This window comes from Mesorhizobium sp. M0244, from assembly GCF_040321795.1.
Lineage (GTDB): Bacteria > Pseudomonadota > Alphaproteobacteria > Rhizobiales > Rhizobiaceae > Mesorhizobium.
In genome coordinates, this window is sequence record NZ_JAMYSE010000052.1 from 20361 (window position 1) to 38394 (window position 18034).

Below are 18034 nucleotides of genomic sequence, written 5' to 3' on the forward strand. Positions count from 1 at the left end.
GCCGATCATAGCAGAGGCGCGCGGCTTGCGTCAGATGAAACTTTAGAGCGAGTGAATATAGGCCGGCGGCGGCTACTTCTGTGACGCGGCGGTCTCGGTCTTCGCTCCGCCGACGCTAAAACCGGCGCCCTCAGGCGCGCTCGGCCGCTTGATCCTGGGCGCGGCGGCGACGACAAGCTCGTCGAAGCCCTCGCGCCCGCTGTCCAGCATCTCGAACAGTTGCCGGCGCATCCTCGGTTCCCAGAATTTGTTGATGTGCTCGGCGACGCCGGCAATGCCTTGCTCGCGCGGCTTGGAGTGGAAAAAGGCAGCGATCTGGTTGGCCATGCGGACCAGCTTCTCGCTGGTGCTCATGAGGTGGCCTTCGTCATGCGACATGCTTGGCAACTCCGGAAACCACGCGGTCAGGGTGGGTGAAAATATCGAAATCGTCGCCGCGCACCAGCGCCACCAGCGTCATGCCGGCGTCGTCCGCGGTGCGGATGGCAAGCGCGGTCGGCGCCGAGACGGCAATGATGACGGCCGCGCCGATCGCCGCCGTCTTCTGCACCATCTCGACCGAAACGCGCGACGTGACGACTACGGCACCGCTGGCGCCGTCAATGCCGGCTCTGGCCAGCGCCCCGGCCAGCTTGTCCAGCGCATTATGGCGGCCGACATCCTCGCGCGCCATGACGATGCCCTTGCCGGGGACGTAAAAACCGGCGGCGTGGACGGCACCGGTCTCGGCATGCAGCGGCTGCAGCTTCGACAGCAGCTTGACCGAGCGGACAATGTCGTCGGCCTGAAGTGTCAGCTTTGACACACCGACCGCATCGACCGAGCGCATCGCCTCCTCGATCGATTCGATGCCGCACAACCCACAGCCGACCGGGCCGGCCAGCCTGCGCCGCCGCGACTCGAACCGGGTGTTGGCCTGGTCCTTCAGCCGGATCTGGATGTCGATACCGGCGCCATGATCCTCGACCTCGATCGCCTCGATCTCATCAGGTGCCGCAATGATGCCTTCGGTCAGCGAGAAGCCGAGCGCGAAATCCTCGAAATCGGCCGGGCTTGCCATCATCACAGCGTGCGTGGTGCCGGCAAAGGAGAACGCCACCGGCGTCTCTTCCGGCACCATCCGGTTGGCGGCTTGAGTGCCGCCGGCGCGGCGCGCCAGCCGCGAGATCTGCGCAATGGCTTTGCGGCGCGCGGTCAAGGTTACTCCGCTGCTTCCAGCGAGGCGATGCGTCGGCTTTGCTTTGCCTGCTCGTCATAGTCGCGCTGCCATTCCGACGGGCCGTTGGACGCGCCGACCTGCACCGCCGTCACCTTGTATTCCGGGCAGTTGGTCGCCCAGTCGGAGAAGTCGGTGGTGATGACGTTCGCCTGGGTGTCGGGATGGTGGAACGTCGTATAGACCACGCCCGGCGACACCCGATCGGTGATCAGCGCGCGCAGCGTCGTCTCGCCGGAACGGCTGGTCAGCCGCACCCAGTCGCCGTCGCGCAGGCCGCGATTTTCGGCGTCATGCGGATGGATCTCCAGTCGGTCCTCGCTATGCCAGACCACGTTGTCGGTGCGTCTGGTCTGCGCGCCGACATTGTATTGCGACAGAATGCGGCCGGTGGTCAGCAGCAGCGGGAAGCGCGGCCCGGTCCTCTCGTCGGTCGCGACATATTCGGTGCGGATGAACTTGCCCTTGCCGCGCACGAAGCCGCCAATATGCATGATCGGTGTGCCTTCCGGCGACTTCTCGTTGCAGGGCCACTGCACCGAACCCACTCTGTCGAGGAGGTCGAAGGAAACGCCGGCGAAGCTCGGCGTGGTCTTGGCGATCTCGTCCATGATCTCGGAGGGATGCGTGTAGGTCCAGTCGAGGCCGAGCGCCTTGGCGAGCTCCTGCGTCGTTTCCCAGTCGGCATAGCCGCATTTCGGCTCCATCACCTTGCGCACCATGTTGATGCGGCGCTCGGCATTGGTGAAGGTGCCGTCCTTCTCGAGGAAAGTCGAGCCGGGCAGGAAGACATGCGCGTAGTTGGCCGTCTCGTTGAGGAAGAGATCGTGCACCACCACGCATTCCATCGCCGCCAGGCCGGCGGCGACATGCTTGGTGTCGGGGTCCGACTGCAGGATGTCCTCGCCCTGCACATAGAGGCCCTTGAACGAACCATCGACGGCTGCGTCCAGCATGTTGGGGATGCGCAGGCCGGGCTCTTCGTCGAGCTTGACGCCCCACAGGCTCTCATAGATCGCGCGCACCGCGTCGCCTGAAATATGACGATAGCCGGGAAGCTCGTGCGGGAACGAACCCATGTCGCAGGAGCCCTGCACATTGTTCTGGCCGCGCAGCGGGTTCACGCCGACGCCCGGCCGGCCGATATTGCCGGTCGCCATGGCAAGGTTGGCAATGGCGATGACGGTGGTCGAGCCTTGGCTGTGCTCGGTCACGCCGAGGCCGTAATAGATCGCGCCGTTGCCGCCGCGAGCGTAGAGCCGCGCTGCGCCGCGTATGTCGTCGGGATCGACATTGGCAAGCTGGCCGACGACCTCCGGGCTGTTTTCCGGCAGTGCCACGAACGACGCCCAGTCCTGGAACTCGTCCCAGTCGCAGCGCTCGCGGATGAAGGCCTCGTCGAACAGGCCTTCGGTGACGATGACGTGGGCAAGCGCGGTCAGCATGGCGACGTTGGTGCCCGGCTTCAGCGGCAGATGGTACTGCGCCTCGACATGGGCCGAGCGCACGATGTCGGTGCGGCGCGGATCGAGCACGATCAGCTTGGCGCCCTGGCGCATGCGCTTTTTCATGCGCGAGGCGAACACCGGATGCGCATCGGTCGGATTGGCGCCGATGAGCAGGATGACGTCCGTCTGCTCGATCGAATCGAAATCTTGCGTGCCGGCGGAGGTGCCGAAGGTCTGGCCGAGGCCATAGCCGGTCGGCGAATGGCAGACACGGGCGCAGGTGTCGACATTGTTGTTGCGGAAGCCCTGCCGGACCAGCTTCTGGACGAGGTAGGTCTCCTCGTTGGTGCAGCGCGAGGAGGTGATGCCGCCGATCGAGGTGCGGCCGTACTGGTACTGGATGCGGCGGAATTCGTTCGCCGTATGGGTGAGCGCCTCTTCCCACGACACTTCGCGCCACGGATCGCTGACCCGCTCGCGGATCATCGGTTTCAGGATCCGGTCCTTGTGCGTCGCATAGCCATAGGCGAAGCGGCCCTTGACGCAGGAGTGGCCGTGGTTCGCCTTGCCCGCCTTGTAGGGCATCATGCGAATGACCTCGTCGCCCTTGACCTCGGCCTTGAATGAGCAGCCAACGCCGCAATAGGCGCAGGTGGTGACGGTCGAACGCTCGGGCAGGCCTTTCGCCAGCACGGTCTTTTCCCTCAGCGCATCAGTCGGGCAGGCCTGCACGCAGGCACCGCACGACACGCATTCGGAATCGACGAACGCCTCGTGCATGCCGGCCGAGACCCTGGATTCGAAGCCGCGGCCCTCGATGGTCAGCGCGAACGTGCCCTGCACCTCTTCGCAAGCGCGCACGCAGCGCGAGCACACGATGCATTGCGCCGGATCGTAGGTGAAATAAGGGTTCGATTCATCGCTGGCGATATAGTCGATGGTCAGCGAGCCATGGCCGGGCGCCACGCCGTTTTCTTGCATGACGTGGTTGCGGCCGTCCACGCCGTAGCGGTTCTCGGTCAGGCCGACCGTCCTGACGACCTTGTCGAATTCGCTGGCGCCGGTGCCGGCCGTCTCGCCCCACGCCACCGGGTGGTCGGAGACGTAGAGCTCCATCACGCCGCGGCGGATGGCGTTCAGCCGGTCGGTCTGCGTATGCACGACCATGCCTTCGCCGACCGGCGTCGTGCACGAGGCCGGCGTGCCGCCGCGCCCGTCGATCTCGACGAGGCAGACCCGGCAGGAGCCGAACGAGTCCAGCATGTCGGTTGCGCACAGTTTCGGGATTTCGACGCCCGCTTCCATCGAAGCGCGCATGATCGACGTACCCGCCGGCACCGTCACCGACTTGCCGTCGACGGTCAGCGTCACCTGCTGTTCGGCTTCAGAGGCGGGTGTGCCGTAGTCGATTTCCTGGACCAGCGATTTGATGTCTAATGCCGCGTTCATGCCTGTCCGCTCCTATTCCGCTGCTTCGGCGACCGGCGTCGGCCGAAAGTCGTCCGGAAAATGGTTGAGTGCACTCATCACCGGATATGGGGTGAAGCCGCCCAGCGCGCAAAGCGAGCCGAACTTCATCGTGTTGCAAAGGTCGGTGACCAGTGCGATCTGCTTTTCCGGTTCGACGTTCTGGGCGAGCCGGTCCAGCACCTCGACGCCGCGCGTCGAGCCGACGCGGCAGGGCGTGCACTTGCCGCAGCTCTCGATGGCGCAGAATTCCATGGCGAAGCGTGCCTGCTTCAGCATGTCGGCGCTGTCGTCAAAAACGACGATGCCGGCATGGCCGATCAGCCCGTCCTTGGCGGCAAACGCTTCGTAGTCGAACGGCGTGTCGAACAGCGCGCGCGGGAAATAAGCGCCGAGCGGGCCACCCACTTGCACAGCTTTGACCGGACGCCCGGTCGCCGTGCCGCCGCCGATGTCGTCGATGATCTCACCCAGCGTCATGCCGAACGCAGCCTCGTAGAGACCGGGATGCTTCACGTTGCCGGCAATCTGGATCGGGATGGTGCCGCGCGAACGGCCCATGCCGAAATCCTTGTAGTAGGCAGCGCCCTTGTCCATGATCACCGGCACCGAGGCCAGCGAGATGACATTGTTGATCACCGTCGGCTTGCCGAACAGGCCCTTATGCGCCGGCAGCGGCGGCTTGGCCCGCACCTGTCCGCGCTTGCCCTCGAGGCTGTCGAGCAGCGCGGTCTCCTCGCCGCAGACATAGGCGCCGGCGCCGACGCGGACTTCCATGTCGAATGAATTGGGCGAGCCGAGCACATTGACGCCGAGCACGCCGGCCTTGCGGGCGATCTCGACGGCCTTCTGCATCACCGCCACGGCATGCGGATATTCGGAGCGGATATAGATGAAGCCCTTGGTCGCGCCGGTGGCGATGCCGGCGATCGCCATGCCTTCGATCAGCACGAACGGGTCGCCTTCCATGATCATGCGGTCGGCGAACGTGCCGGAATCGCCTTCATCGGCATTGCAGACGATGTATTTGCGGTCGGCCGACGTATCGAGCACCGTCTTCCATTTGATGCCGGTCGGGAAGCCGGCGCCGCCGCGACCGCGCAGGCCGGACTCGGTCACCTGGCTGACGATGTCGGCCGGCGTCATCGCCACGGCATTCTGCAGGCCCTTCAGCCCGTCATGCGCCTTGTAGTGATCGAGCGACAGCGGATCGGTGACGCCGCAGCGCGCAAAGGTCAGCCGCGTCTGTCTGGCCAGGAACGGGATTTTGTCCGGTGCGCCCAGCCAGCGCTTGTGATGGCCGCCGGTGAGGAAGCCGCAGTCGAACAGGCTTTTGACGTCGGATGGCTTCACCGGCCCATAGGCGACACGGCCATTGGCCGTCGCCACTTCGACCATCGGCTCGAGGAAATAGGCGCCGCGCGAGCCGTTGCGCACGATCTTGGCCTCGATGCCGCGCTCGGCCAATTCCGTACGAACCGCCTTGGCGACCTTTTCCGCGCCCAGCGCCAGCGCGCCGGAATCGCCGGGAATGTAGATACGCGGGATCATGAGCGCACCTCGGCAACGATATCATTGAGCTTTTCGTCGTCCAGCCGCCCGATCACCTCGCCGTCCAGCATCGCCGACGGCGAGCAGGCGCAAAGGCCGAGGCAATAGACCGGCTCCAGCGTCACCGAACCGTCGTGGGTTGTCTCGTGGAAACCGATGCCCAGCAATGATTTGAGCTTGGCGGCAATCGCATCCGAACCCATCGACTGGCAGGCTTCCGCCTGGCAGAGCTTCAGCACATGCCGGCCCGCCGCCCGGCTACGCTAATCGTGATAGAAGGTGACGACGCCGTGCACCTCGGCCCTGGAGATGTTCAGCGCCTCGGCGATGACCGGCAGCGCGTCCTGCGGCACATAGCCGAACTCTTCCTGGATGCCGTGAAGGATGGGCAACAGCGGGCCTTCGAGGCCTTTTAGCTCGTGGATGATCGCCGCCGTGCGCGATGCGATCTCGGTACTTGCAGGCTGCATCGTCATGCAGCGCCCTCCCTGTCGTAGCGATCTTCCGCTAAGTGCTTAGGAAATCAGAGGAAACCCGCCAAATCAATAAAGCCGATCCGTTGCTCGATAGAAACCTTCTATCGATCGCGTTCACCAGCATTGTCTAGCCTAGCGGCGGCCGCGGAAATCGTCCGCCAGCGCCATCGCCTCGTCCAACAGCGCCGAGACCAGCGGCGTGTGCGGTTCGCGCGGTGCCGCCACCAGCCCGACCGTGTGGCTGGCATCCGGCTCGACGATCGGAATCGCCCGGATCGGCTCGGAAAAACCGAACGTTTCCGCAAGGTTAAGCGGCATGATCGACGACCATTTGCCGGTACGGATATGCGAAAACAGCACGATCATCGAATTGGATTCCAATGTCGGCCGCACCTGCACGCCGGCTTCGGCCAGATGCTGGTCGATGATGCGGCGGTTCTGCATGTCCGGCGTCAGCAGGCAGAGCGGCAGCTGGCTGAGCTCGGCCCATGTCACTTTGTCGCGGTCAAAATACGGGTTCCCGACCGCGGTGATCAGCTGATAGCGCTCGTCATAGAGCGGCACGCTGGTGACGCGTCCGAGCGGCTCGTTGTCGAGATAGGTGATGCCGGCGTCGATGTCGAAATTGCCGAGCAGCGACAGCACCTCGATCGAGGTCCGCGACAGCACCGAGAAGGTGACGCCGGGGTGCTTTGCCCGAAACGGCGTCGTCAATCGCGCCACCATGGCCAGCGCTGTCGGGATCGCCGCGATGCGGATGCGCCCCGACAGGCCGTGGCGCGCCGCCCGCATCTCCTCGCGCATGGTGCGGGTGTCGCCGACGATGCGGCGCGCCCACACCAGCACCTGCTTGCCTTCCGGCGTCAGCCCCTGGAAGCGCGAGCCGCGCAGTACCAGCATCACGCCGAGCTGGCCCTCCAGCTGCTTGATGCCGGCCGAAAGCGTCGGCTGGGTGACGCCGCACACCTCCGCCGCGCGGCCGAAATGCTCCTCCTTGGCAAGTGCTATAAAGAATTCCAGCTTGTCGATCATGCCGTCGGGAGCCTGTCACGGACCATGTGTCCGATCGTAGCGCGCAAGGTCGGGGAAATTGTCTTCGTCCGCAAGCCGCATGTGCAAATCGCCCGCATCCACATCTTTCAGCCGGCTTACTGTTTCCCGCGACGAACTGCGGCGCTATGTGGATGGAACCTGGGTCATGCACTGGTACCACGGGAGGTCAAACATGCTGGGCTGGTTCCGCAAGCTTTTGCCGCGCGAAGATCGCTTCTTCGACCTGTTCGAACGGCATTCCCGTACCGTGGTCGGTGGCGCCGAGGCCCTGCAGCAGCTTCTTCAGGGCAACGACGTCGACCGCTGGTGTCAGACGATCATCGATCTCGAGGACGAAGCCGATCAGATCACCGCGGAAGTGCTGCTGGCCGTGCGCCGCTCCTTCATCACGCCCTTCGACCGCGGCGACATCAAGGACCTGATCCAGTCGATGGATGATGCCATCGACATGATGCACAAGACCGTCAAGACGGTAAGGCTGTTCGAAAAGAAAGAATTCGACCCGCTGATGCAGGAAATGGGAAGCGTCATCGTCGAGGCCGCCAAGTTGGTGGCCGAGGCAATCCCGCTGCTCAGCAAGGTCGGGGCGCATACGGTGCGCCTCAACGCCATCGCCGAGGAGGTTATGCGCGCGGAGGGCCGGGCAGACGACCTGCACGAGCAGGGCCTGAAGGACCTGTTCGAACGGCACGGCCGCAGCGACCCGATGGCCTATCTGATCGGCAGCGAGATCTACGGCGAGCTGGAAAAGGTGGTCGACCGCTTCGAGGACGTCGCCAATGAAATCAGCGGCATCATCATCGAGAACGTCTAGTGGAAGTCGCGATAGCCTTTCCCGTGCTGGTCGGCCTTGTCGCCGTCGCGCTGTTCTTCGATTTCCTCAACGGCCTGCACGATGCCGCCAACTCCATCGCCACCATCGTCTCCACCCGCGTGCTGAGGCCACACTATGCTGTGTTCTGGGCGGCCTTCTTCAATTTCATCGCCTTCATGTTCTTCGGTCTTCACGTCGCGGAGACGCTGGGAACCGGCATCATCGACGCCAGCATCGTCACGCCGGCAGTGATCTTCGCAGCACTTGTCGGCGCCATCGTCTGGAATATCGTCACCTGGCTCGTCGGCATTCCGTCCAGCAGCTCGCACGCGCTGATTGGCGGACTGGTCGGCGCCGGCGTTGCCAAGGCAGGCACCGGCGCCATCGTCTGGGCCGGGTTGGGCAAGACGACGGCGGCCATCGTGCTATCGCCGGCGGCCGGCTTTCTGCTGGCGCTCGTCTTGATCCTCGCGGTCTCCTGGTTGTTCGTGCGGCAGACACCGTTCGCCGTGGACAGCACCTTCCGCGTCATGCAGTTCTTTTCCGCCTCGCTCTATTCGCTCGGACATGGCGGCAACGACGCGCAGAAGACCATGGGCATCATTGCCGTGCTGCTCTATTCGCAGGGCATGCTCGGCGCGAATTTTTACGTGCCGCTGTGGGTCGTCATCACCTGTCAGTCGGCGCTGGCGCTTGGCACGTTGCTCGGCGGCTGGCGCATCGTCCACACGATGGGCTCGAAGATCACCCGGCTGAACCCGATGCAGGGGTTCTGCGCCGAGACCGGTGGCGCGATCACGCTGTTCGCCGCCACCTGGCTCGGTATTCCGGTGTCGACCACCCACACGATCACCGGCGCCATCATCGGCGTCGGTGCTGCCCGCCGCGTCTCTGCCGTTCGCTGGGGCATCGCCGGCAACATCGTCATCGCCTGGATCGTCACTCTGCCGGCCACGGCCGCGATCGCGGCTCTTACCTACTTCGCGGTCGGCCTGGCAAAGTGATGTGAACGGGCCGGCGTCTGCAGCCGCCCCCATTGAGCGCAGCCGAACCTACCTGTCCACCAGGTTCAGGATGTTGCCGTCCGGATCCTTGAACCACGCGACCTTCATGCCCTGGCCGACATGGATATCGCCCTCCAGCGCCAGGCCGGGCATGTCGTAGTGCTCGAAGGCGACGCCCTTCGATTTCAACGCCTTGACGATATTGTCTATCTCGTCGCCGACCATCCAGGTCACAGCCGTCGCCTTGTTGGTCCCAGCGAAGTTCGAACGGTACACGTTGATGCTGGTATCGCCGCTTTTATAGACGATCAGTTCGCCACCCTCATTGTGAATCTCCGTCAAACCCAAGATGTCCTCATAGAAGGCCCTGGCCTTGGCCAAATCCTTCACCGCGAGATTGGCCGTCGCATTGCTGTTGGCGAGCATGATCGTCTCCTTCCCTGGTTGTCGTTCCCTATGCGATCACTGAAATAGGTCGCATGGACTGTTCGGCGAAGGGTCATCCCGCCGGAATGCCCGTTCGCGGGACCCGGTTTCCCGGTCACACCGGGCAACCGTTGTTCCACGACTTGGTTCTGGTCGGAAACTGCACTATCTGAAGCGCCGAACACCCAGGAAAATTGCCATGCCCGTCACCAAGCAAATCGTCATCGAGCGCCTGAAGACGGTCAACGGACCGGACTTCACCGGCAACATTGTCGATCTCGGCATGGTTTCGGAGATTTTCATTGCCGATGCCAAGGTGTTCTTCTCGATCACTGTTCCCGCCGCCCGCGCCCAGGAGATGGAGCCGTTGCGCGCCGCCGCCGAGCGTGTCGTCAAGGCGATCCCCGGTGTCGCCGGCGCCGTTGTCGCGCTGACGGCGGAAAAGAAGGGCGGCGGCATGGAGGCGCCGGTTCCGCAAAGACCTGCTCAGCGGCCCGCCCCGGCGGCTGCACCTGCGCGTCCCGCCCCGCCGGCACCCGCCTCGCACAGCCAGGGCAAGCGCGGCGTGCCCGGCATCGAGGCGATCATCGCCGTCGCTTCCGGCAAGGGCGGCGTCGGCAAGTCGACCACTGCCGTCAATATCGCGCTTGGGCTTGCCGCCAACGGGTTGCGGGTCGGCGTGCTCGATGCCGATATTTACGGCCCGTCCATGCCGCGTCTGCTCAACATTCGTGGTCGGCCGCAGACCATCGACGGCAAGATCCTGAAGCCGATGCAGAATTATGGCCTCAAGGTCATGTCGATGGGCTTCCTCGTCGATGAGGAGACGCCGATGATCTGGCGCGGGCCGATGGTGATGTCGGCGTTGACGCAAATGCTGCGAGAGGTCGAATGGGGCCCGCTCGACGTGCTCGTCGTCGACATGCCGCCCGGCACCGGCGACGCGCAACTGACTATGGCCCAGCAAGTGCCGCTGGCCGGCGCCGTCATCGTCTCGACGCCACAGGACCTCGCCCTGATCGATGCGCGCAAAGGCCTCAACATGTTCAGGAAAGTCGACGTGCCGCTGTTGGGCATCGTCGAGAATATGAGTTATTTTCTCGCTCCCGATACGGGGAAACGCTACGACATTTTCGGTCATGGCGGCGCGCGCCGCGAGGCCGAGCGTCTCGGCGTCACCTTCCTCGGCGAAGTGCCGCTTGAAATGGTTATCCGCGAAAGCTCGGATGCTGGCACGCCGGTGGTGGTTTCGAAGCCCGATAGCGCCGAGGCGAAAATCTATCGCGACATCGCCGCGAAGGTCTGGGACAGGGTCAATGAAGAGCGCGGCGCGGCCGAAGCCGCGGTGCCGAGCATCGTCTTCGAGTGACCCCTCCCCCTTGAGGGGCGGGTGCCGCGCGAAGCGCGGCGGGAGGGGGTCGCCTCAACCGCCTCGACCTTCGAACTTAAACTTAAAAAAGACGGAGCACGTCGCTGCGGACCCCACCCGGCCCTGCGGGCCACCCTCCCCTCAAGGGGTCCTCAAGGGGGAGGGGAGCCGCCGACCTTCTCGCCAAAGCTCGAAAAAAACTGCCCGGCAAGTTTCTTCGACGTCGATTCGATCAACCGGCTGCCGAGCTGGGCGATCTTGCCGCCGACATCGGCCTTGGCCGCATATCTCAGCACTGTCGTTTCCGGCCCGTCTTCGGTCAGCGTGACGTCGGCGCCGCCCTTGGCGAAGCCGGCGACGCCGCCCTTGCCTTCGCCCTGGATGGTGTAGGAATGCGGCGGGTTGAGATTATTCAGCGTCACCTCGCCGTTGAACGTCGCCTTGATCGGTCCGATCTTCAGCACCACCGTCGCTGCCATCTCGGTGTCCGACCTTTTCTCGAGGCTTAGGCAGCCGGGAATGGTTTGTCTCAGAACATCCGGGTCGTTCAGCGCTTCCCACACCTTTTGCAGGGGTGCGGCGATGCGTTCCTCGCCCTCGATCACCAAAGCCATCAAAATCTCCCGGATAGCGGACTGACAAACCTCGATCCCGTCTAGCGCGGGGGCAGATGCATGTCTATCGCACCAAAGTGCGGATTCGGATGACGCGTGCCCTTGCCTGCTCCCGCGCGTTGTCATATCGATTTGTCATACAAATACGGAGACCATGATGGCAGGCGCCCCCACCAGCAAGAAAAAATTTCGCTCGCAGGAGTGGTTCGACAATCCCGACAATCCGGGCATGACGGCACTCTATCTGGAGCGCTACCTGAATTACGGGCTGACGCGGGCCGAGCTGATGTCCGGCAAGCCGCTGATCGGCATCGCCCAGACCGGCTCGGACCTGTCGCCCTGCAACCGCCATCACATCGAACTGGCCAAGCGGGTGCGCGAGGGCATCGTCTCGATGGGCGGCATTCCTTTCGAGTTCCCGTGTCACCCGATCCAGGAAACCGGCAAGCGGCCGACCGCCGCGCTCGACCGCAACCTTGCCTATCTCAGCCTGGTAGAGGTGCTCTACGGCTATCCGCTCGACGGCGTGGTGCTCACCATCGGCTGCGACAAGACGACGCCGGCCATGCTGATGGCTGCGGCCACCGTCAACATTCCGGCCATCGCGCTTTCGGTCGGCCCGATGCTCAACGGCTGGCACAAGGGCAAGCGCACCGGCTCCGGCACGATCGTCTGGGAATCGCGCCAGCGCCTGTCGGCCGGCGAGATCGGCTATGACGAGTTCATGGACATCGTCGCCTCCTCGGCGCCGTCGACCGGCTATTGCAACACGATGGGCACCGCCACCACGATGAATTCGTTGGCCGAGGCGCTCGGCATGCAATTGCCGGGCTCGGCCGCTATCCCCGCCCCTTATCGTGAACGCGGCCAGATCGCCTACGAGACGGGAAAGCGAATCGTCGACATGGTGCATGAGGATCTGAAGCCGTCCGACATCATGACCCGCAAGGCTTTCGAGAACGCCATCGTCGTCAACTCGGCGATCGGCGGCTCGACCAATGCGCCGATCCACCTCAACGCCATCGCCCGCCATCTCGGCGTGCCGCTCGACAATGACGACTGGCAAAAGATCGGCCTCAAAATTCCGCTCATCGTCAATCTGCAGCCGTCGGGCGAATATCTCGGCGAAGACTATCATCATGCCGGCGGCGTGCCGGCCGTCGTCGCCGAACTGATGAAAGGCGGCCTGCTGCCCTATCCGGAAGCCATGACCGCCAACGGCAAAACCATCGGCGACAATTGCAGCGGCGCCGTCAACGAGAACCTCGATGTCATCCGCACGGTTGCCGAACCGCTGAAAGCCAATGCCGGCTTCATCAATCTCAAGGGCAATTTGTTCGATTCGGCGATCATGAAGACCAGCGGCATCTCGCCCGAATTCCGCGAGCGCTATCTGTCAAACCCGAAGGATCCCGAAGCCTTCGAGGGCAACGCCATGGTGTTCGACGGGCCCGAGGACTACCACGCCCGCATCGACGATCCGGCACAAGGCATCGACGAGCACACCATCCTGTTCATGCGCGGCGCCGGCCCGATCGGCTATCCGGGTGGCGCCGAAGTCGTCAACATGCAGCCGCCGGCCTATCTGATCAAGAAGGGCATCCACGCGCTGGCCTGTATCGGCGACGGCCGCCAGTCGGGCACCTCGGGTTCGCCCTCGATCCTCAACGCCTCGCCGGAAGCCGCCATCGGCGGCGGGCTGGCGCTGCTGAAGACCGGCGACCGTGTCCGCGTCGATTTGCGGAAGGGCACCGCCGATATCCTCGTCAGCGACGACGAGATCACGCGGCGGCGCGCCGAGCTGCAGAACAATGGCGGCTATCACTATCCCAAGCACCAGACGCCGTGGCAGGAGATCCAGCGTGGCATGGTCGACCAGTTTTCCGAAGGCATGGTGCTGAAGCCGGCGGTGAAATACCAGGATGTGGCGCATACCAGCGGCGTGCCGAGGGACAATCACTGACCAGGATCCGTCGCATGAGGCGGCCAGGAAAACTGCTGCGTGCAGCTCTTTTCCTGGCTGCTGCATTGTTGCCGTCCGTCGCCTCCGCCACCGAATTTCCGGTAACGGCCGATCGCTGGACCGTTGCGGTCGCCGGGCGCTGGTGCGACGCGTCCAACCGCGATCCGGTTGAATTCGCCGCCACCCCCTATAACGGCCTGAAGTTCGGCCGCACGCGCGACTGGACGGGAATTGTCATGCGCGTGTTCCTGTGGCCGGGTGCCGTCAAGGACGACATGCCCGTGACTGCGACGCTGCAACTTGGGAACGTCGAGACGCCGCTGGTGATGACGGCGATGACCACGGTCGATTATATCGTCGATCTCGACTATGCTCTGACGAGCGAGGAGCAGAAGGCAATCGCCGGTGCCGGATCGATGACTGTGCGAGTGACGGGTGTCGAACAGCCGCTGGTTTTTCGCACCGAAGGCGTTGCCGGAGCGCTGGAGTTGCTCAACGAGTGCGCCAAGACGATCAAACACGAATGAGTCGGTGCTGCGGCTCTTGGCATGCGCCAAGGCCCGGCCCTTTCTCCCTGGTCTTCGGGCGGCCTCGCAAACTGGATGTGTCAACAGCCGGCAGAATGCTTGACAAGCGAGCGCGACAAATCCACGATCATCGCAAGGGGTTAATCGCGACGACCCCGTGAGGCGTCAGCCCAATGTTCGCGTCCAAGCTTCTCTCTCAAGGAGGTGGACGCCATGCCGTCGACAACAACCATCACCGTACCGCAACTATCCCGTCTGATTGGTCTGCCGGGTGCACCCGCGATCATCGATGTCCGCATCGACGATGACTACAATTCCGATCCGCGCCTGCTGCCAGGTTCAACCCGGCGTGACTTCAAGACCATCTCCACCTGGGCTGCCGATTTCACCGGCAGGCAAGTGGCGGTCGTCTGCCAACAGGGAAAAAAGCTCTCGCAAGGGGTGGCCGCATGGCTGCGGCACGAGGGCATTGCCGCCGAATCGCTCGAAGGCGGGTTTGAAGCCTGGCGCGATGCCAAGGGGCTTCTGGTCCACGCTGAAAAGATTCCGCGCCTCGACGCAAAGGGCCGCACAGTCTGGGTCACGCGGGCTCGCCCGAAGATCGACCGCATCGCCTGCCCGTGGCTGATCCGGCGCTTCATCGATCCTCACGCGGTCTTCCTCTTCGTCGAGGCGGCCGAAGTGTCGGCCGTCGCTGATCGTTTTCACGCCGTGCCGTTCGACATCGACGCCGTGTTCTGGAGCCACCGCGGCGAACGCTGCACCTTCGACACCATGATCGAGGAGTTCGGGCTTGAATCCGAGCCGCTCGATCGCCTCGCCATGATCATACGCGCTGCCGACACTGCGGACCTCGGTCTGGTTCCCCAGGCAGCCGGGTTCCTGGCCGCTTCGCTTGGCCTGTCGCGGATGTTTCGCGATGATCTGGAGCAGCTTGAGGCGGGTATGCTGCTTTACGATGCGTTTTTCCGATGGTGCCGTGATGCCACCGAGGAAACGCATAACTGGCCGGCCGCAGGCGCGGGTAGTCTCGGCGCGGGCAAACCGTCGTGAGCGCCGTCTTTTCGAAGGATCCGGCGGAGATCCAAGCTCCGGCTGTGCCAAGCTTCCGGCAGGCCGTGAAGCTCTGGGCGAAAATCGGCTTGCTCAGCTTCGGCGGCCCGGCAGGACAGATCGCGCTCATGCACAAGGAGTTGGTCGAGGAGCGGCGCTGGATCGGCGAACAGCGTTTCCTGCATGCATTGAATTACTGCATGCTGCTGCCCGGCCCCGAGGCTCAGCAGCTTGCCATCTATATCGGCTGGCTGCTGCACAAAACAGTCGGCGGCCTTGTTGCCGGCATTCTCTTCGTTGTGCCGGGCGCGCTTGTCATGCTCGTCTTGAGCAGCCTCTATGCGCTCTACGGCGATATACCCTTCGTCGAGGCGCTGTTTTTCGGGGTCAAAGCGACGGTGCTCGCCATTGTCATCGAGGCGGTGATCCGGATCGGGCGACGTGCGCTGAAGAACCGGATCATGGTGTCGATCGCACTCGCCGCCTTCATCGCCATCTACGCGCTAAACGTGCCGTTCCCGCTGATCGTCCTGCTTGCCGGCCTGACAGGCTGGATCGGCAACCGCATTGCACCGGCATTTTTTTCCGGCACATCGCAGGGCAAAGGCGATGTTCCCGACATCAAGGGCGCGGTCGATCTGATGTTCGAGCGCGGCGAACTGACCCACGTCAAGCCGACGCGATGGCATGCGCCGCGCATTTTGGCGATCTGGCTGCCGATCTGGCTCGGGCCTGTTCTGCTGATCTGGGCTTTCACCGGCTCTGCCAGCGTGTGGACGCAAATCGGTGGGTTCTTCAGTCTCATGGCGGTCGTCACCTTTGGTGGCGCCTATGCCGTGCTTGCCTATGTCGCGCAGGCAGCGGTCGAGTCCTTCGGCTGGCTCGCACCCGGTGAAATGGTCGACGGCCTTGGGCTGGCCGAAACCACGCCGGGCCCGCTGATCCTGGTCTTGCAGTTCGTCGGTTACATTGCCGCCTTCCGCCACTCCGGCGCGCTCGCCCCGCTGCTTGCCGGCGCGCTTGGGGCACTGCTCACACTGTGGGTGACGTTTACGCCGTGCTTCTTGTGGATATTCCTCGGCGCGCCCTACATCGAAGCGCTGCGCGGCAACAGGGCGCTGTCGGCGGCGCTCGGCGCGATCACCGCTGCGGTCGTCGGCGTCATCATGAACCTCGCGCTTTGGTTCGGCTTACACGTCATCTTCGGCGAAGTGCGCAATGTCGGGCTTGGAATGGACGTGCCGGTGCTCGCGTCGATCGACTGGCGCGCGGCGCTGCTTTCCTGTGCCGCCATGATCGCCATTCTGAAGCTGAAAATCGGCATGCTGCCGACGCTTGCCGGATCGGCGCTGGCCGGTGTGTTGTTGCTGGCGGTGAGCGGGTAGAGCTCAACCGCCCATGCCGCTGCGCGGCAGCTTGATCATATCGCCGAAGCGGGCACGCAATCTGTCGTCGACCGGCTTCGGCACATGGCGCGGGAAGCGTTCGGCAAGCACGCGTTTCTTCTCGATGATTGCCCGCTGCAAGATGTCGGGCCTGCCTTTCTCGTTCCATTCCTTCGGCGAAAAGCGGTCGCCGACGGCCGGATAGAAATATTCGGTCTGCATCAGCCGCAGCGTCTGCTCGTTGCCGAGATAATGGCCCGGCCCTTTCAGGCAAACATCGGCGATGGTGTCGATCGACAGCGACTCGTCCGTCACCTCGATGCCGCGCACGCAGCGCAGGCAGTGGCCGAGCATGTCATTGTCGATGATCAGGCTCTCCAGGCAGAAGCCGAGCAGCGACGCATGCATGCCGGCCGACTCATAAACCAGGTTGAGGCCGGCGAGACCGGCCATCACGTCGGTTATGCCCTTTTCGTAGCCGGACTGGATGTCAGGCAGTTTCGAATCCGTCATGCCGGCGGCCGAACCGCCTGGCAGGTCGTAGAACTGCGCCATCTGTGCACAGGCCGCGGTCAGCACCGCCTGCTCGGCCGAACCGCCCGACATGGCGCCGGTCCTGAGATCCGAGACAAACGGCCAGGTGCCGAAGATCGCCGGATGGCCGGGCTTGATGGCGTTGACATAGATAAGGCCGACGAGCACTTCGGCGACCGCCTGCACCACAGCACCGGCAATCGCCGCCGGTGCTGTTGCACCCGCTTGGCCGGCCGACAGCAGCAGGATCGGAATGCCGCCCTCCACGCAGGCTTCGAGCACGCCGCAGGCGTCCTCGGCAAACTTCATCGGCGGCACGACGAAGCAGTTCGAATTGGAGACGAAAGGCCGCGCGCGAAAATTCTCTTCGCCGCCCGCGATCGCATAAAGCATGTCGAGCGCCGGCTTGACGTTCTCACGCACAGTGAACGAGGTGCCGACATGCTTCGATGTGCCCATGACGCAGGCGTAGAGCGTGTTGAAATCCATATCGAGCGGGTCGGGAATGTCGCGCGGCACCATCGGCCGCTGGAAGAAATGGATGTTGTCGAGCCCTTCGACCAAGCGCGCGGCATCGTAGATGTCCTGCAGCAGCGACTCGCGATACTCACGCTTTTCGACGTCGACAAGGTGCACCGCAGCACCGGCCGTGCCGTAATGCACGCGCTTGCCCTGGATCACCATGTCGTGCTTCGGATTCTGGCCGTAGAGGGTGAAATGCCGTGCCGCTTTCTTGATCGTGTCGAGCACGAGACCGCGGGGAAAGCGCAGACGGCCATCTTCGCTGAGGCTCGCACCGGCCTTGGTCAGCGCCTCGATGCAGGAGGGGATGGCATTGGCGAAGCCGACTGTCTCCAGAAGCGTCAGCACGGCTTCGTGGATACGTTCGCAATCGTTCCCGCTGAGCGGGCTGTAGCTTCCGCCTTCAAGGCCGGCGCGCACCGGCTTGATGTCGTCGGCAAGCGGTGCCGCCCGCATGGCGCGGCGCGCCTCGCGCCCGCCGGAACGCCGCGAACGCTGGTCTGCGGACGAATCCTGCTTCTCATGAGCCACCGGCATGAAGGCACTCCACCTTTAGCTGCGAAGCGGGCGCGGCGGTTGGTCCACCATCGGCCTGCTTCGTCCCCTTATACT

Annotated in this window: 15 protein-coding genes and 1 pseudogene; 7 read left to right on the top strand and 9 right to left on the bottom strand. The window is 63.8% G+C overall.

Annotated elements, in window-relative coordinates:
- Window positions 1–72: 72 nt before the first annotated feature.
- The 6 genes and pseudogenes from NKJ08_RS25285 to NKJ08_RS25310 all read right to left on the bottom strand — a co-directional run bounded on the left by NKJ08_RS25285 (window position 73) and on the right by NKJ08_RS25310 (window position 7190).
- Window positions 73–378, bottom strand: a complete 306-nt coding sequence (locus tag NKJ08_RS25285) for a formate dehydrogenase subunit delta (RefSeq protein WP_352783898.1) — start codon at window positions 376–378, stop codon at window positions 73–75.
- A complete protein-coding gene (gene fdhD, locus NKJ08_RS25290; RefSeq protein WP_352522653.1) occupies window positions 368–1198 on the bottom strand; it encodes a formate dehydrogenase accessory sulfurtransferase FdhD in 831 nt (276 codons plus the stop codon). The genes NKJ08_RS25285 and fdhD overlap by 11 nt, the downstream gene beginning before the upstream one ends.
- 2 nt (window positions 1199–1200) lie before the next feature.
- Window positions 1201–4113 carry a formate dehydrogenase subunit alpha gene (gene fdhF, locus NKJ08_RS25295; protein WP_352783900.1) on the bottom strand — a complete coding sequence of 971 codons (2913 nt, stop codon included), beginning with the start codon at window positions 4111–4113 and terminating at the stop codon, window positions 1201–1203.
- A 12-nt stretch (window positions 4114–4125) separates the two neighbouring features.
- Window positions 4126–5682, bottom strand: a complete 1557-nt coding sequence (locus NKJ08_RS25300) for a formate dehydrogenase beta subunit (protein ID WP_352522655.1) — start codon at window positions 5680–5682, stop codon at window positions 4126–4128.
- A pseudogene (locus NKJ08_RS25305) lies at window positions 5679–6158 on the bottom strand (formate dehydrogenase subunit gamma). The gene NKJ08_RS25300 and the pseudogene NKJ08_RS25305 overlap by 4 nt, the downstream one beginning before the upstream one ends.
- A gap of 132 nt (window positions 6159–6290) precedes the next feature.
- The gene (locus tag NKJ08_RS25310; protein WP_352522657.1) at window positions 6291–7190 is read right to left on the bottom strand and encodes a LysR family transcriptional regulator; all 900 of its coding nucleotides are present in this window, start codon (window positions 7188–7190) and stop codon (window positions 6291–6293) included.
- A gap of 193 nt (window positions 7191–7383) precedes the next feature.
- Between NKJ08_RS25310 and NKJ08_RS25315 the strand changes: the two genes are divergently transcribed.
- Entirely contained in the window at window positions 7384–8025 is a 642-nt protein-coding gene (locus NKJ08_RS25315) for a DUF47 family protein (protein ID WP_352783902.1), read from the top strand.
- Window positions 8025–9029 (top strand): inorganic phosphate transporter, encoded by a 1005-nt coding sequence (locus NKJ08_RS25320; protein WP_352522659.1) that lies wholly within the window; start codon window positions 8025–8027, stop codon window positions 9027–9029. The genes NKJ08_RS25315 and NKJ08_RS25320 overlap by 1 nt, the downstream gene beginning before the upstream one ends.
- 48 nt (window positions 9030–9077) lie before the next feature.
- On the opposite strand, the gene NKJ08_RS25325 is transcribed toward NKJ08_RS25320, so the two are convergent.
- Window positions 9078–9455: a VOC family protein gene (locus NKJ08_RS25325; RefSeq protein WP_352522660.1), complete on the bottom strand. Its 378-nt coding sequence runs from the start codon at window positions 9453–9455 to the stop codon at window positions 9078–9080.
- 199 nt (window positions 9456–9654) lie between these two features.
- Between NKJ08_RS25325 and NKJ08_RS25330 the strand changes: the two genes are divergently transcribed.
- Window positions 9655–10824: an Mrp/NBP35 family ATP-binding protein gene (locus NKJ08_RS25330; protein WP_352783903.1), complete on the top strand. Its 1170-nt coding sequence runs from the start codon at window positions 9655–9657 to the stop codon at window positions 10822–10824.
- Between the two features lie 152 nt (window positions 10825–10976).
- On the opposite strand, the gene NKJ08_RS25335 is transcribed toward NKJ08_RS25330, so the two are convergent.
- On the bottom strand, window positions 10977–11438 hold the full coding sequence (locus NKJ08_RS25335) for an SRPBCC family protein (protein ID WP_352522662.1): 462 nt from the start codon (window positions 11436–11438) through the stop codon (window positions 10977–10979).
- A gap of 157 nt (window positions 11439–11595) precedes the next feature.
- Here NKJ08_RS25335 and NKJ08_RS25340 point away from each other — a divergent pair, with 157 nt between their 5' ends.
- The 4 genes from NKJ08_RS25340 (at window position 11596) to chrA (ending at window position 16366) form a co-directional block, all read left to right on the top strand.
- Window positions 11596–13401, top strand: a complete 1806-nt coding sequence (locus tag NKJ08_RS25340; protein ID WP_352522775.1) for an IlvD/Edd family dehydratase — start codon at window positions 11596–11598, stop codon at window positions 13399–13401.
- Window positions 13402–13415: 14 nt separating this feature from the next.
- A complete protein-coding gene (locus NKJ08_RS25345) occupies window positions 13416–13928 on the top strand; it encodes a hypothetical protein (protein WP_352783906.1) in 513 nt (170 codons plus the stop codon).
- 213 nt (window positions 13929–14141) lie between these two features.
- A complete protein-coding gene (locus NKJ08_RS25350) occupies window positions 14142–14981 on the top strand; it encodes a chromate resistance protein ChrB domain-containing protein (RefSeq protein WP_352522664.1) in 840 nt (279 codons plus the stop codon).
- Entirely contained in the window at window positions 14978–16366 is a 1389-nt protein-coding gene (gene chrA, locus NKJ08_RS25355; RefSeq protein WP_352783908.1) for a chromate efflux transporter, read from the top strand. The genes NKJ08_RS25350 and chrA overlap by 4 nt, the downstream gene beginning before the upstream one ends.
- A gap of 3 nt (window positions 16367–16369) precedes the next feature.
- On the opposite strand, the gene NKJ08_RS25360 is transcribed toward chrA, so the two are convergent.
- Window positions 16370–17959, bottom strand: a complete 1590-nt coding sequence (locus NKJ08_RS25360; protein ID WP_352783910.1) for a trimethylamine methyltransferase family protein — start codon at window positions 17957–17959, stop codon at window positions 16370–16372.
- Window positions 17960–18034: the final 75 nt, after the last annotated feature.